Origin of the sequence: Rhizobium sp. BK538 (assembly GCF_014197575.1) — a bacterium.
Lineage (GTDB): Bacteria > Pseudomonadota > Alphaproteobacteria > Rhizobiales > Rhizobiaceae > Rhizobium.
On the sequence record NZ_JACIFT010000011.1, the window covers coordinates 175,516 to 189,933 of the forward strand.

The following is a 14,418-nucleotide window of genomic DNA, read 5'->3' on the forward strand; positions in this document are numbered from 1 at the left end:
CCCGGAGCCCAAGCCATGACCGAGCCCGGTCCAGAGGAGAAGATCGACGCGACGTTCCGCAACGGCTCGCTGACGGCGGCCGGCATCATCCTCGGCTTTTCCTTGAGCTTCATCAGCCGCTGGGCCTCCAATCCAAACGACTGGAGCCGGATCGACATCTTTCCGATGCTGCTGCTGACGGTGGGGATAGCCCTGCAGGTCAAGGTCTTCGCCGACCTCCTGGCCCGGGACTCGCTGATTGCTGCCAAATACGATCGGGCCAGACGGCTGTTTCTGATCGGCATCGCGGTCGTCGCGGCCGGAATCGGGCTGGCATTGCTCAATGATATTCTGGGGCTGGGATCAATGCCGATCTTGGGGTGAGCGGGATGTTGCCGTCTTATAGTCTCGATCTCATCGACGCTGCACGATGTCCGCAGGCCGATCACATTGAGATTCTTGTGAATCCGTCCTGATATATGAAACCTATGAAACCCGCTCCACAAACCCATCGAGCACTCTCTTCTGGCCAGCCCGGTCAAAATCGATCGTAAGCTTATTGCCCTCGATCTCGATGATATTGCCGTTGCCGAATTTCAGGTGGAAGACGCGGTCGCCGGTCTTGAACTTCGAGGGTTCCGTCGCCGTGGATTTAGCTACCAGCTCGCCGTCGATGGTGCGGCCGCGCGGGCCGCTTTCGCCGTAGCCGATGCGCTCCACGGCATGGCCGGAGCGGGTGCCCCAGTTGTCGCGGGTGGCGTCCGTCCTGTTCTGCTGGGCACGCTTCCAGCCCGGCGTCGAATAGGCGTTGGCGAAGGGATCGGCCTTGTCGAAGCGGGACTGACCGTAGCTGCCCCTGCCATAGCCGCCATAGCTCTGCTCGGCTTCCGCCACTTCGACATGCGTTTCCGGCAGTTCATCGAGGAACCGCGACGGGATCGTCGATTGCCACAGACCGTGGATGCGTCGGTTCGAGACGAACCAGATGTGGCAGCGCCGCTTTGCGCGGGTGATGCCGACATAGGCGAGGCGGCGTTCCTCTTCGAGACCGGCGCGGCCGCTTTCATCGAGCGAACGCTGGTGCGGGAACAGGCCTTCTTCCCAGCCCGGCAGAAAGACGGTGTCGAACTCCAAGCCCTTGGCCGAATGCAGGGTCATGATCGAGACGGCGTCGAGATTTTCATTCTGCTCGGCGTCCATCACCAGCGAGACGTGCTCGAGAAAACCGCGCATCGACTCGAAGCTTTCCATCGAGCGGATGAGTTCCTTCAGGTTTTCAAGACGGGTTGGCGCGTCTGCCGACTTGTCGTTTTTCCACATGTCGGTGTAGCCCGACTCTTCGAGGATCTGCTCGGCAAGCTCGGTATGGGGCGTGTTCTCCAGCATTTCCTGCCAGCGGCGGAACGACTGAACGACGTCGAAGAGGGCTTTGCGCGCCTTCGGCTTCAGCTCGTCGGTTTCGATCATGTCGGCGGCTGCCGCCAGCATCGGGATATCGCGGGCGCGAGCGTAATCGTGAAGGGCGCGTACCGTCGTATCGCCGAGGCCGCGCTTCGGGGTGTTGATGATGCGCTCGAAGGCGAGGTCGTCGGCAGGCTGTGCGACGAGGCGGAAATAGGCCATGGCATCGCGGATTTCGAGGCGCTCGTAGAAGCGCGGACCGCCGATGACGCGGTAGTTCAAGCCTAGCGTCACGAAACGGTCTTCGAATTCGCGCATCTGGAAGGAGGCGCGCACGAGGATTGCCATGTCGTTCAGCAGATGCCGCTTGCCATTGGCATCGCCGCGCTGAAGCTGCTCGATTTCCTCACCGATTTCCCTGGCTTCCACTTCGGAATCCCAGGAGGCGTGCACCTGGACTTTGATGTCCTCGGGATCGCTCCGGTCGGTGAAGAGTGTCTTGCCGAGGCGACCTTCGTTGTGAGCGATCAGATGGCCAGCCGCACCAAGGATATGTGCCGTCGAGCGGTAGTTGCGTTCCAGCTTGATGACCTTGGCGCCCGGAAAATCCTTCTCGAAGCGCAGGATGTTGTCCACCTCGGCGCCGCGCCAGCCGTAGATCGACTGGTCGTCGTCGCCGACGCAGCAAACGTTCTGCGGTTCGCCCCTGGGGCGCTGCGCAAGCAGCCGCAGCCACATGTACTGGGCGGTGTTGGTGTCCTGATACTCGTCGACGAGGATGTAGCGGAAGCGGCCGTGATACTCCTTGAGAAGATCAGGGTTCTTACGGAAGATCGCGATCGGGTGCATCAGGAGGTCGCCGAAATCGCAGGCGTTCAGCGTCGAAAGCCTTTGCTGGTAGGCGATATAGAGTTCGCGGCCCTTGCCATTGGCGAAGGCGCGCGCGTCGCCCTCGGGGATGTCGCTCGGGCCAAGGCCCTTGTTCTTCCAGGTGTCGATCATGCCGGCAAACTGTTTGGCGGGCCAGCGCTTGTCGTCGAGGCCTTCCGCCTGGATGAGTTGCTTGATCAGGCGAACGACGTCGTCGGTATCGAGAATTGTGAAATCGGAGCGCAGGCCGACGAGTTCGGCATGGCGGCGTAGAAGCTTGACGCCGATCGAGTGGAAGGTGCCGAGCCATGGCATGCCCTCGACGGCGCCGCCGACGAGCACGGCAATACGCTCCTTCATCTCGCGGGCAGCCTTGTTGGTGAAGGTGACGGCAAGGATCTGTGAAGGGAATGCACGGCCGGTGTTGAGGATGTGGGCAATGCGCGTCGTCAGAACGCGCGTCTTGCCGGTGCCAGCGCCCGCGAGCACGAGAACGGGACCTTCGAGTGTTTCGACAGCTTCGGTCTGCTCCAGATTCAGGCCGGAAAGGTAATCGGGGCGCTTGCCGCCATCGCGAGCGGCCATGGCGCGGGCGGCGAGCCCTCCTCCGGCCGGAGCGGCAGGGGCCGGCTGCTTGCGCGGCGGCTCATCCGGCTCTTCGTCGAAGAAGGGGATATCGTCGAAACTATTGCTCATGGCGCGTAATGTAGTGATTCGGGATGGAAAGACCAGAAAAGATGTTCTGCTTTCATTCCTGTCCGGGCGGCTGTCCTCAGCTTGTATCCGGCCTGGGAGGGCCGCAACGGCGACGAATTGCCGGATGTGCTGCAAGTTTTATCCTAGACGGTACGGCATCTCGCATAAACGTCAGAAAACAAAACCGTTATTTGTCCTCGGCGAAGAAACGCTGCGACGCGTGCGGGAAACGAGTGGCGAACGTTTTACCAGTAACTCAGTCTTGATATTACAATTCAGTAATGCGGACCAATTCGCTTGCCGGTGATCAGCAAAGAGACAATATTGTCGCAGACGCGCGGCAATTTGTCCTGCGAACGCCTCTTTCGATAGACCCTGGACGAGCCTCGAGTCCCTCTGGAGACGTGAATGGCATTTTGGAAGCAGTTTATAGTTTGCCTTGTCGTGATTGCTGCCGGCTTTGCTGGATGGGTTTACTTTGTGCCGGGGGCCGGCGAGACGCTACGCAAAGCCGGCTTTTCTGAGGTTTCCAAGTTGGCGCCCGGCGAAGCTGCACCGCAGCCTGTGGTCAGCGCAGAGGGACAATCAAGGCGCCGCGGTGGCGGAGCCAATGCGCCCGTTCTGGTCGCCACGCAAGCCGTTGTTCGTGGCGTCGTCAATGATCGGTTGAGCGCCATCGGCACGGGGGATGCGATCCGCTCCGTCGTGGTGATGCCGCAGGCGAGCGGTACGATCCGCGACATCCTCATCAAGTCGGGTGACAGGATCACCAAGGGGCAGGTTCTCGCGAAGCTCGACAGCGAAGAGCAGGTCATTGCTCGCGGTCAGGCTGATGTGGCGCTGAAGAGCGCCATCGAGAAATCCAGCCTCTACCACAACATCAAGTCCAGCGTGTCGCGCATGGACGTCTTCGACGCAGAGATCGCTGAGCAGGGCGCACGCCTGCAGCTGCAGGCCGCCGAGCTCAATCTCGAGCGCCGCAACATCGTCGCGCCCATCGATGGCATCGTCGGTATCATCGCTGTCAATGTCGGTGATAACGTCTCGACGACAACGCCGATCGCCACGCTCGACGACCGGACGGAGATTCTCGTAGACTACTGGGTACCGGAACGCTTTGCCAACACGATCACCGTAGGTCACCCGGTGGAGGCGACCTCTGTTGCGCTGCCCGGGCGAGCTTTCTCGGGAGTGGTGGAGGCGATCGACAACCGCATCGACGCCGCCAGCCGGACACTGCGCGTGCGGGCGCGGATCGACAACGCGTCCGACGAATTGCGGGCCGGCATGTCTTTCAATGTCGGTATGAAATTCGCGGGTGATCAGTATCCGGCGGTGGACCCCGTTTCGGTACAGTGGGACTCCCAAGGCTCTTTCGTCTGGCATGTTGTCGACGGCAAGTCCCAAAAGGTTCGCGTCAGCATCGTGCAGCGCAATCCCGACTTTATCCTTGTCAAAGCCGACCTGAAGGACGGCGACGCCATTGTTACCGAGGGGCTGCAGCGCGTCCTTGAGGGCGGAGCAGTGCGCGTCGCAAGCGAAGTCGCGTCGAGCTCGGAGCCTGCCACGCAATGAACGTGATCGAGATGCAGGAGAAGCCGGCTTCCGGCAAGCAGACATTTACCGCGCTGTTTGTCCGGCGCCCGATCCTTGCGCTGGTATTCAACACACTCATGATCGTTGCCGGCCTCGCGGCCTATGCCGGGATCGAAGTGCGCGAACTGCCAGATGTCGACCGGCCTATCGTCACCGTTCGCACGACCTTTGACGGCGCTTCGCCACAGACGGTCGATCAGGAATTGACGAAGGTCATCGAGGGGGCGGCGGCACGCGTCAGCGGCCTGAAGTCGATTTCATCGAGCTCGCAGTTCGGCCAGAGCCGTGTGACGCTCGAATTTTCCGACTCGGTTGACCTTGCCGTTGCGGCGAACGACGTGCGTGATGCCATCGGCCGTATCGCCGATCGTCTACCGGAGGAGGCGGACGCGCCGCAGATCGTCAAGGCCGACTCCGATTCACAGCCGATCATGCGTCTTGCCGTGACCTCGTCCAAGCTCAACATGGACGACCTGACCCTTCTCGTCGAAAACCAGGTTATCGATCGTCTCGCCTCCGTCGACGGCGTTGCCGATGTCGAGACATATGGCGACCAGGAGAAGGTCTTCCGCGTCGACGTCAACCAGAGCGAACTCGCCAGTCGCGGGCTGACGGTTGGTGATTTGACGAAGGCGCTGTCGAGCGCTGCCCTCGATATGCCGGCCGGATCGTTGAAGAGCCCGACGCAGACGATCGTCGTGCGTGCGATGGCAAGCCTGCAGACGCCGGAAGAGTTTTCCAACGTTGTCCTGCAGAGCCACGTGCGACTCGGCGATGTGGCGAACGTCACGCTTGGGCCGCGCGACGGACAGACTGCCCTGCGCTCCAACGGCGTTCCCGGCATCGGCCTCGGCATTATCCGCCAGGCGCAGTCGAATACGCTGAACATTTCGAACGGCATCAAGGACGCCGTTGCCGAGCTTTCGAAGACGCTTCCCGAGGGCACGCGGATCGCTATTACCAGCGATGACGCCGTCTTCATCCAGGGGGCGATCCATGAGGTCTTGCTCGCGCTGATCCTGGCCGTCGTCATCGTTACCGGCGTGATCTACCTTTTCCTCAGGGACTGGCGCGCGACGATCATCCCTGCCATCAGCATGCCGGTGGCCCTCATCGGAACTCTCGCGGCCGTCTATCTCGTTGGCTTCTCGATCAATATCCTGACGCTGCTTGCGATCGTGCTGGCGACTGGTCTCGTCGTGGACGACGCGATCGTCGTTCTCGAAAATATCGTACGCCGTCGATCGGAGGGCATGGGGCCGCGGGCGGCTGCCGTGCTTGGTACGCGCGAGGTGTTCTTTGCTGTGATCGCGACGACCGCGACGCTTGCGGCGGTTTTCATTCCGCTTTCCTTCCTGCCGGGGCAGGTGGGTGGGCTCTTCCGCGAATTCGGCTTCGTGCTCGCTTTCTCGGTCGGCCTCTCGTCCATCGTCGCCTTGACTCTATGTCCGATGCTGGCGTCGCGGATACTGACGAAGGATATGCTCGAGGACCACGGACTTCTCGGCCGTTTCGGCACCTGGTTTGCTGATACCTACCGGTGGTCGTTGCATGCCTGCCTGAATGCGCCGCTCGTGATCATCGTCGCATCCGTTCTTTTCGCGGGAGCGGCTGTTGTCGCGTTCCAAACGGTTCGGAGCGAGTTGACGCCGAGCGAAGACCGGGCCCTGGTGATGATGCGCCTGACAACGCCGCAGGGTTCCAGCCTCGAATATACGCGCGACAAGCTGCAGCGGGTCGAGGAATATCTTCAGCCGCTCGTCGACAGTGGCGATATCCGCAACGTCTTTTCCATCTCGGGACAGGGCGGACAGGTCAACAGCGGCTTCATGGTGCTGACGCTGGCCCCATGGGGTGAGCGTCACCGCACGCAGGCCGAAATCGTTGCCGATATCAACAAGACGGCTGCCAGGGTGCCGGCGCTGCGTGGCAATGCCATCCAGTCCAACAGCCTGCGTATCCGTGGCGCCGGCAGCGGGCTGCAGATGGCACTGGTCGGCAACGACCATGAGGCTCTGACGGCTGCGGCTGCCGACCTGGTCCACGCGCTCGATGCCACGGGACACTATGATACGCCGCGACTGACCAACGAGCCGACACAGGCGCAGGTTTCTGTCACGATTGACCGCGAGCGTGCCTCCGATCTCGGCATCGATATCACCGGCCTTTCGACAGCCATGCAGTCGTTGCTCGAGGGGCGTTCGGTCGTCGATGTCTTCGTGAAGGGTGAATCCTATCCTGTGTTGCTCACATCGAACACGCGGCCGCTGGACGATCCGACGGACCTCGAGAACGTCTTCCTCAAGACCGGCGACGGCAAGATCGTGCCGATGTCGGTGATTGCCGCGCTGACAGAGAGTTCCGTCGCGCCGCAGCTGAACCGCGAACAGCAACTTGCGTCGGTGGCAATCACCGCTGGCTTGAAGAACGGTCTCTCACTCGGAGATGCGGTCAAGGAAGTGACCGAGATCTCGAAATCGGTCCTGCCGGCTGGCGCTCGTCTCGTCCCTCTTGCTGAGGCCGCGACGCTGGAAGAAAACTCGAGCGGAATGGCGCTGACCTTCGGCTTTGCCATCGTCATCATCTTCCTGGTTTTAGCCGCTCAGTTCGAGAGCGTGCTTTCGTCTGTCATCATCATGTCGACGGTGCCGCTGGGGCTCGCGTGCGCCGTCTTCGCGCTGATCATTACCGGGTCGAGCCTCAACATCTATAGCCAGATCGGCCTTGTGCTGCTTGTGGGAGTGATGGCGAAGAACGGCATTCTGATCGTCGAATTCGCCAACCAGCTGCGCGATCGCGGCGAAGATGTGCGCACGGCGATCGAGAAGGCGTGTGCGCTGCGCCTGCGCCCTGTGATGATGACCATGATCGCGACGATCCTCGGCGGCGTTCCGCTGGTCTTTGCGCATGGCGCCGGCGCGGAAGCGCGTATTGCGCTCGGCTGGGTAATTGTCGGGGGGCTCGGCTTTGCGACGCTCGTGACACTTTACATCACGCCGGTCGCCTACCTGCTCATCGCCCGCTTTGCGAAGCCGCATGCTCACGAAGAGGAGCGCCTCCACGAAGAAATGGCGCAGGCCTCGCGTCCGCGCCCTGCCACCAAGCCAGGGCGGCTGGAGGCGGCGGAGTAAGGAAGCCCGCTGCCCTGGCCGGCAAACGCTGCGACTTATAGTTTATGAAAATTTGTAGGATTGGATGAATTTCCTCTGAACCTTAGATGTTTTTTAAGCATGAGCGGCAATCATGCGAGCAGAAACCGATAGGTCCTCCAGCGTTTCGGGGGGCTGCTCCGGCGCCGGTGTGGGGCGCCCCCGGACATGAGCGTTCGCGGTGCGGTTTGTGTGTATCAGCGTATTGTTGTGTTCGGAGTACAGTACCTTGAGCATTTATCGGCGCACTTCGGTGGATGCCGCCCTTTATGTTTTGCGTGACATCGGTCGCGATATGACCAAGACCCAGAGGCAGGTGTCCACCGGCCTCAGAGTGGAAAAAGCGTCCGACAATGGCGCCTACTGGGCGATCAGTTCGACGCTGAAAACCGATCAGAAAGCCCAGTCGGCAATACGCGATGCCCTTGGCCTCGCGGCCGCGACCATGGGCACGGCCTACAACGCCGTCGACAACGCGATCGATCTCGTCAGTGAGATCAAGGCAAAGCTGGTCGCGGCAACCGAGTCCGGCGTCAACAAGGACAAGATCAATACAGACATCGCTCATCTGAAGGATCAATTGCGGTCCGTCGCGCAGTCGGCGACCTTCAACGGCGACAACTGGGTGGCGATCGACGATTCCTCGGATCCGTCGAAACCCAGGCAGATCCCTTCGTCCTTCATCCGTTATTCTGACGGAAGCGTCAAAATCGACACGCTGAGCTATGAGGTCGACCTGGCACCAGTTGGGGCGACAAGCTCAAAGGATGCGCGCTATCTGATCGATGATCGCACGACGGGATCGGGGGAATACGGCGCTCTCACGTCGCAGTATTTTGCCACCGAGGCCGGTGCTTCGCAAAACTATGTGATGCTGAAGGGCGCCGGCAACACGGCAGGGCAGGTCGAGATTGGGGTTTCAAGCACTACGACCCAGGCGCAGGTGAAGGAGATGATCACCGTCGTCGACATGATGCTGAACCAGATGACGACGGTCGGCTCGGCCTTTGGCGCACTCGAAAAGCGTATCGGCATCCAGGGCGATTTCGCGCAGTCGTTGGACGATTCCTACGCCCGCGGCATCAGCCGGCTGATCGATGCCGACATGGAGGAGCAGTCGAGCCGGCTGCGGGCCCTGCAAACGCAGGAGCAGCTTGGCTTGCAGTCGCTGAACATCGCTAACGCCAGCTATGACAAAGTTCGCCAGCTCTTCCAGAACTTCTAACAGGTCGGCTTGATAAAGGACGTGTCGCGCGCAATCCGACGGGCGACACGGCCACTCAGCCTGTCACTGTGGCTTGCGATCCGCAGTCGCTGTGCATTTTGCCCGATTTCCAGCATCTGAAGCGCCTGCTTCATCTTGTTGCCGCAATCCTTAATACTGGTCGCATCAACACCGAACTGGAGACACACCTGTCCATGATCAAGAAATTCATACTTTTGTCTGTTGCCGCAACTTACCTTAGTGCTTGCACCACGACCGACCCCTATACGGGCGAGCAGAAGATGTCGAACACGTCAGGCGGGGCACTGCTGGGTGCCGGCGTTGGCGCGCTTGCTGGCCTGGCTGTCGGCGGCTCGCCGGTTGGACGTCGCAACGCTGCGCTGATCGGTGCCGGCGTCGGCGCGCTCGCGGGTGGTGCGATCGGCAATTATATGGATCAGCAGGAATCCGAACTGCGCGCCCAGCTCCAGGGAACCGGCATCTCGGTCACCCGCCGCGGTGACAACATTATCCTGAACATGCCGTCCAATATCACGTTCGATGTCGACCAGGATGCCGTGAAGGCTGGCTTCTATCCGACGCTGAACTCTGTCGCGATCGTCTTGCGCAAGTTCAACCGCACGCTGATCGACGTGAACGGTCACACCGATTCCACCGGCAGCCTGCAGCACAATCAGGATCTGTCGCAGCGCCGCGCGATGTCGGTTGCCGACTATCTCGGCACCCAGGGCATCGATCCGCGCCGTGTTTCGGCCGTTGGCTTCGGCCCATCGCAGCCAATCGCTTCGAACGCCACGGAAGCCGGCCGCGCCCAGAACCGCCGCGTCGAAATCCAGATCGCGCCTGTCACCCAGAGCTGACCGACATTGCAGTCGTGAGAAGCGGCCGGGCCAGCGCCCGGCCGTTTTCGTTATTGGTGCATCGTCGCGCCTTTGGTGATCTTGTCGACAATCTTCTTCTCGGCTCGGATGGCGATGCCGACGACCTTGGCATCGTCAGGTGCATATTCAGCAAAGACGGCTCGGTTGGCGGTGTCGTGGCCGGTTGCGAACATCTCCTCGATGAACAATGAAGAGGTCACGCCGCGCTCCAAAGAGCGGCGGTGGATCGTCGACAGAGTCTCGCCCTCGGCCGATAGAACGATGATCGGCTGGATGGAGAGCGGATGGTAAAGATTGCCGGCGCGATCCTTGTAGGCCTCGCCGATGATCTCGGGGTTCTGTCCGGCAATGCCGCTCATCAGGAAGGCGGTCACGTTCAGCTTCTGCCAGGATGCAAGATTGTTTCGCAGGACGATCGCAATTTTGGTATCAAACATTCCAGTCTCTTTCATGCGGGTTCGAAAGTCGCGTTGGACCAGGATGTAAACAGTCATGCCTTCGAGGGTCTTGAACGTTTGTGCACGGAACGCAGCGCAGATGGGATCGTGACTGCGCCGGCTTTTCCCGGCATCGAGAGGATCGAGGCGCAATTTTCAGGCAATGCCTTCGAGCCCCATCGCCACGATACCTATGCGCTTGGCGTCACGATCAAAGGTGTGCAGACTTTTTCCTATCGCGGAGAGCGGCGCTTCAGCATGCCAGGACAGGTGCTCGTGCTCCACCCTGATGAAGAGCATGATGGTGGTGCGGGTACCGATGACGGGCTGCAATATCGCATGCTCTATCTGGAACCGGCGTTGCTGCTCGAATGCCTAGACGAGGAGAAGATCGGGCTGCCATTCGTCGATGAACCGGTGATCTGGGATCCCATCCTAGCCGGCACGTTGCTCGCAGCGCTTGGCGAACTGGATCGCGAGCTCGATGAGCTGTTCGTCGACGACTTCGTTTCGCGTGTTGCCGGTGGACTTGCGAAGCATGCAAGGACACCACAGCGGCCGCTCGGAAGCGTGGCGTGGCAGCGCGCAAGATTGGCGCGGGACTATCTCGAAGCGCATGCGACAGAGACTGTGCGGTCGGGCGAGTTGGAGGTTGTTACCGGCCTCGACCGCTTTTCCCTCGCGCGGCATTTCAGGGCTGCCTTTGCAACCAGCCCGCATCGCTATCTCCTCATGCGGCGCCTGCAGTATGCGCGTGCCATGATCGGGGCGGGTGCAGGACTTTCGGATGTTGCTGCCGCGACCGGATTTGCAGACCAGAGCCATTTGACCCGGCACTTCAAGAAGGCCTACGGCATGACGCCTGGCCAATGGGCGAGCCTCAGACAGGTTTCTCTGCAAGACCGGAGCGGCGCGCGATAAAGCGTGCCAGCATTGGGCCGGTAAACAGGATCACTAGGAAGCGGCCGGTTTGCATGGCCATCACGAAGGGCACGTCGACATCGCTCGATGCGGCGATGATGGCGACGGAATCGGCGCCGCCGGGGCTGGTTGCAAGATAGGCTGTGAGCGGATCGACGCCTGCGAATTTGTGCAAGGCAAAGGCCATGCAGCCACAGATCGACATCAGCAAAAGGATGGAGGCAGCGACGCGGGGAAGGGCGCGGGCGGCGTGCATGACAATGCCGCGGGTGAAGCGCAAACCGATGTTCCAGCCGATCAGGGCATAGCTGATCGCCAGAAGCCATAACGGAAGCTCGATCGTCAGCAGACCGAAGCCTTGCAGCAGCGAACCGAGCACCAACGGCACGGTGATTGTGCCGCCTTGGATACGAAAACGGACAGCAACATAGGCAGACAGGCAGGTCAGGGTGACAGTCGCGGCAAGGGCCTGCCAGTCGACCGGTGGGAAGAGGATGATTGCCGCCGGTTCGCCACCGTCTGCGGCAACCCATAGGCGGGAGACCACCGAAGCGGCCACGGCGACGAAGACCACACGCAGATACTGCATGAAAGCGACGAGACGGGCATCGGCGCCGTAGGCTTCGGACATGATAACCATCGCGGAAGCCGCGCCGGGCGAGGAACCCCAAACCGCCGTCGTTCCCGGTAAGACCTGCCAGCGTGTCAGCAGCCAGCCAAGGCCGGCCGCCGCGACGATGACGGCAAGGATCATCGCGAGAAAGAGCGGTGCGTCGGTCGCCATCGTCTTCAGGATATCGACGGTGATGGCGCGCGCCATGAGAAATCCGACGAGCGCCTGTCCGAAGAGGAGCGGCCAGCGCGGGACCCGAAGTGATCCCTGGCCGATGGAGAGAGCAAGGATAATTGCCGCCACCATCGGGCCGATAAGGAGTGAGGCCGGCAGGCCAAGCATTTCGAGCCCGACGACAAGCAGGGTCGAGATGCTGAGCAAGAGTGTCCACCGCGGCAGGCTGGCGTATCGAAGGAAGCGGCTGGCGTCGTACAACGGCATGATTCCCATGCATGTCTTGCCAATGCTGGAACCGCGATCAGGCGAAGCAAGGGAGCAGCACTGGCTGGCAAAAGAGGCGGCCCGGAGAGACCGGAGGGCAATGCGCCGATATAGGCGCGAGCCGGGGAAGGGGTCAATTGCGAAATCCTATAGATCTCGCAGCGTTAGAGGCTGACGCGCTCGGCCAGGAAGTCGAGCAGCGCTCGCACGCGGGCCGGCAACGGACCGCCCTGGCCGATATAGACGGCGTAAAATTCCTCGATATCACCGGGGTTGATCTCCTCGAGAACCGGGACCAGCCGCCCGGCCTCGATATCGGCGCGAACTGTGAAGGTGGCGAGGCGGACTAGGCCTGCGCCTGACAGTGCCATATACCGCATCGCTTCGCCGTCGCCCACCTGCACGCCGGGTGAGATCGGCAACGCGACGGTTTCTCCGTCCTGGCGAAGGGGCCAGCCCTGGACGCTGCGCGCATAAGAAAAGCCGATGCGGCGGTGATGTTTCAGGTCCGCAACAGATTTCGGCTCGCCGGCGCGCTTCAGATAGGTCGGCGACGCCACGATGACTTTCCGGGTGACGCCGAGCTTGCGCGCAATGAGACTGGAACTCTTCAGCGGTCCGGCGCGGATCGCGACATCGGCTCGATCCTCTACGAGGTCGACGATGGCGTCTGTATGCGAGATATCGAGAGTGACGGCGGGATTGAGCGCCAGAAACTCGGAGACGAGCGGCGCAAGGATATGATGGCCGAAGGAGGCGCTCGTGTTAATGCGAATGGGACCCACGGCCTGTTCGCCGGCGGAGGCGTAGCGTTCGGCCTCCGCTATGTCTGCAAGAATAGAAACGCTGCGCTCGTAAAAGGCGGAGCCTTCCGGCGTTAGATGCAGCTTGCGGGTCGAACGATTGACGAGGCGAGCGCCGAGGCGTGCCTCAAGCCGCGCTACAAGCTTGCTGACTGCAGATGGCGTCATGCGGCAGGCGCGGGCCGCGGGCGTGAAGCCGCCGAGCTCGACGGCGCGTACGAAGACTTCCATTTCGCCGGAGCGATTGATGTCTTGTCGGCTCATGATGAATTCAGTTCATGGATGGTTTTCCTTCCGGCAATCTATATCATGGTAAATTCAGTGTCTATCTCTTCTGAAGTCCACAACAGGAGACTGACCATGGAATACAGAAATCTCGGCGCATCAGGCCTCAGGGTGCCGGCCTTGAGCTTCGGGGCGGGAACGTTCGGAGGCTCGGGTCCGCTCTTCGGTGCATGGGGCAATACGGACGCCGCCGAAGCCCGGCGCCTGATCGACATTTCGCTCGAAGCGGGCGTCAATCTCTTCGATACGGCGGATGTCTATTCGGCTGGGGCCTCCGAGGAAGTCCTTGGCCAGGCGATCGCCGGTCGACGAGATGCCGTGCTGATCTCGACCAAGATCGCCCTGCCGATGGGCGATGGCCCTGCGGATTGGGGAACCTCGCGCGCGCGTCTCACTCGCTCGACGGACGAGGCGTTGAGGCGGCTGGGCACGGACTATATCGATCTGCTGCAGCTTCATGCCTTCGATGCCTCGACGCCTATCGAAGAGGTGCTTGCAACGCTGGACGGGCTGATAACGGCAGGGAAGATCCGCTATGTCGGCGTCTCCAATTTCGCGGGATGGCAACTGATGAAGTCGCTCGGGATTGCAGAGCGTCACGGCTATCCGCGCTATGTCGCGCATCAGGTCTACTATTCGCTGGCTGGCCGTGATTACGAATGGGAACTGATGCCGCTTGGCGCCGACCAGAGCGTAGGCGCGCTGGTCTGGAGTCCGCTTGCCTGGGGTCGTCTCACCGGTAAGATCCGGCGCGGCCAGCCGCTGCCGGAGGGTAGCCGTCTGCACCAGACGGCGGAATACGGGCCGCCGGTCGATGACGAGAAGCTTTACGACATCGTCGACGCGCTGTTCGAAGTTTCGGAAGAGACAGGCAAGACCGTTCCGCAGATCGCGCTCAACTGGCTGATTGGCCGCCCGACTGTCGCCAGTGTCATCATCGGCGCGCGGAACGAGGCGCAGCTGCGACAGAATCTCGGTGCTGTCGGTTGGTCGCTATCGAAGGAGCAGGTGGAAAGGCTCGATAAGGCGAGTGCAGTGACCGCGCCCTATCCGTACTTTCCGTACCGCAGGCAGGAGGCCTTTGCACGGCTCAATCCGCCGTTGGTCTGAACGGCGCTCGG

11 protein-coding genes are annotated in these 14,418 nt (G+C 61.2%); 7 read left to right on the plus strand and 4 right to left on the minus strand.

Annotation, left to right across the window (positions count from 1 at the left end):
* Positions 1–15: 15 nt before the first annotated feature.
* On the plus strand, positions 16–363 hold the full coding sequence (locus FHX09_RS15670; RefSeq protein ID WP_007802244.1) for a hypothetical protein: 348 nt from the start codon (positions 16–18) through the stop codon (positions 361–363).
* A 102-nt stretch (positions 364–465) separates the two neighbouring features.
* On the opposite strand, the gene FHX09_RS15675 is transcribed toward FHX09_RS15670, so the two are convergent.
* On the minus strand, positions 466–2,946 hold the full coding sequence (locus tag FHX09_RS15675; protein ID WP_184450356.1) for a UvrD-helicase domain-containing protein: 2,481 nt from the start codon (positions 2,944–2,946) through the stop codon (positions 466–468).
* A 408-nt stretch (positions 2,947–3,354) separates the two neighbouring features.
* Here FHX09_RS15675 and FHX09_RS15680 point away from each other — a divergent pair, with 408 nt between their 5' ends.
* The 4 genes from FHX09_RS15680 to FHX09_RS15695 all read left to right on the plus strand — a co-directional run bounded on the left by FHX09_RS15680 (position 3,355) and on the right by FHX09_RS15695 (position 9,776).
* Entirely contained in the window at positions 3,355–4,521 is a 1,167-nt protein-coding gene (locus tag FHX09_RS15680; protein ID WP_007802239.1) for an efflux RND transporter periplasmic adaptor subunit, read from the plus strand.
* Entirely contained in the window at positions 4,518–7,673 is a 3,156-nt protein-coding gene (locus FHX09_RS15685; protein ID WP_183720430.1) for an efflux RND transporter permease subunit, read from the plus strand. Before FHX09_RS15680 ends, FHX09_RS15685 begins: the two co-directional genes overlap by 4 nt.
* Before the next feature lie 247 nt (positions 7,674–7,920).
* On the plus strand, positions 7,921–8,916 hold the full coding sequence (locus tag FHX09_RS15690; protein WP_132590761.1) for a flagellin: 996 nt from the start codon (positions 7,921–7,923) through the stop codon (positions 8,914–8,916).
* Positions 8,917–9,110: 194 nt separating this feature from the next.
* On the plus strand, positions 9,111–9,776 hold the full coding sequence (locus tag FHX09_RS15695) for an OmpA family protein (protein ID WP_037084427.1): 666 nt from the start codon (positions 9,111–9,113) through the stop codon (positions 9,774–9,776).
* A gap of 50 nt (positions 9,777–9,826) precedes the next feature.
* Here the strand turns inward: FHX09_RS15695 and FHX09_RS15700 are convergent, their stop codons facing one another.
* Positions 9,827–10,234: a DUF2000 family protein gene (locus FHX09_RS15700; RefSeq protein WP_132590763.1), complete on the minus strand. Its 408-nt coding sequence runs from the start codon at positions 10,232–10,234 to the stop codon at positions 9,827–9,829.
* A gap of 33 nt (positions 10,235–10,267) precedes the next feature.
* Here FHX09_RS15700 and FHX09_RS15705 point away from each other — a divergent pair, with 33 nt between their 5' ends.
* The gene (locus FHX09_RS15705; RefSeq protein ID WP_132590765.1) at positions 10,268–11,155 is read left to right on the plus strand and encodes an AraC family transcriptional regulator; all 888 of its coding nucleotides are present in this window, start codon (positions 10,268–10,270) and stop codon (positions 11,153–11,155) included.
* Here the strand turns inward: FHX09_RS15705 and FHX09_RS15710 are convergent.
* Together FHX09_RS15710 and FHX09_RS15715 are read right to left on the minus strand one after the other, a co-directional pair.
* Positions 11,115–12,209, minus strand: a complete 1,095-nt coding sequence (locus FHX09_RS15710; protein WP_183720528.1) for an AbrB family transcriptional regulator — start codon at positions 12,207–12,209, stop codon at positions 11,115–11,117. The two genes, FHX09_RS15705 and FHX09_RS15710, sit on opposite strands and share 41 nt — an antisense overlap.
* Before the next feature lie 164 nt (positions 12,210–12,373).
* Positions 12,374–13,276, minus strand: coding sequence for a LysR family transcriptional regulator (locus tag FHX09_RS15715; RefSeq protein WP_132590769.1), 903 nt, complete (start codon positions 13,274–13,276; stop codon positions 12,374–12,376).
* A gap of 96 nt (positions 13,277–13,372) precedes the next feature.
* On the opposite strand from FHX09_RS15715, the gene FHX09_RS15720 reads away from it, so the two are divergent.
* Positions 13,373–14,407, plus strand: a complete 1,035-nt coding sequence (locus FHX09_RS15720; RefSeq protein ID WP_132590771.1) for an aldo/keto reductase — start codon at positions 13,373–13,375, stop codon at positions 14,405–14,407.
* Positions 14,408–14,418 lie beyond the last annotated feature (11 nt).

What these genes read in the sequence shown, in the direction of transcription:
- FHX09_RS15720 (WP_132590771.1), top strand. Translation starts at nt 13,373, where the DNA reads ATGGAATACAGAAATCTCGGCGCATCAGGCCTCAGGGTGCCGGCCTTG.
- FHX09_RS15710 (WP_183720528.1), bottom strand. Translation starts at nt 12,209, where the DNA reads ATGCCGTTGTACGACGCCAGCCGCTTCCTTCGATACGCCAGCCTGCCG.
- FHX09_RS15695 (WP_037084427.1), top strand. Translation starts at nt 9,111, where the DNA reads ATGATCAAGAAATTCATACTTTTGTCTGTTGCCGCAACTTACCTTAGT.
- FHX09_RS15670 (WP_007802244.1), top strand. Translation starts at nt 16, where the DNA reads ATGACCGAGCCCGGTCCAGAGGAGAAGATCGACGCGACGTTCCGCAAC.
- FHX09_RS15685 (WP_183720430.1), top strand. Translation starts at nt 4,518, where the DNA reads ATGAACGTGATCGAGATGCAGGAGAAGCCGGCTTCCGGCAAGCAGACA.
- FHX09_RS15715 (WP_132590769.1), bottom strand. Translation starts at nt 13,276, where the DNA reads ATGAGCCGACAAGACATCAATCGCTCCGGCGAAATGGAAGTCTTCGTA.
- FHX09_RS15675 (WP_184450356.1), bottom strand. Translation starts at nt 2,946, where the DNA reads ATGAGCAATAGTTTCGACGATATCCCCTTCTTCGACGAAGAGCCGGAT.
- FHX09_RS15680 (WP_007802239.1), top strand. Translation starts at nt 3,355, where the DNA reads ATGGCATTTTGGAAGCAGTTTATAGTTTGCCTTGTCGTGATTGCTGCC.
- FHX09_RS15700 (WP_132590763.1), bottom strand. Translation starts at nt 10,234, where the DNA reads ATGTTTGATACCAAAATTGCGATCGTCCTGCGAAACAATCTTGCATCC.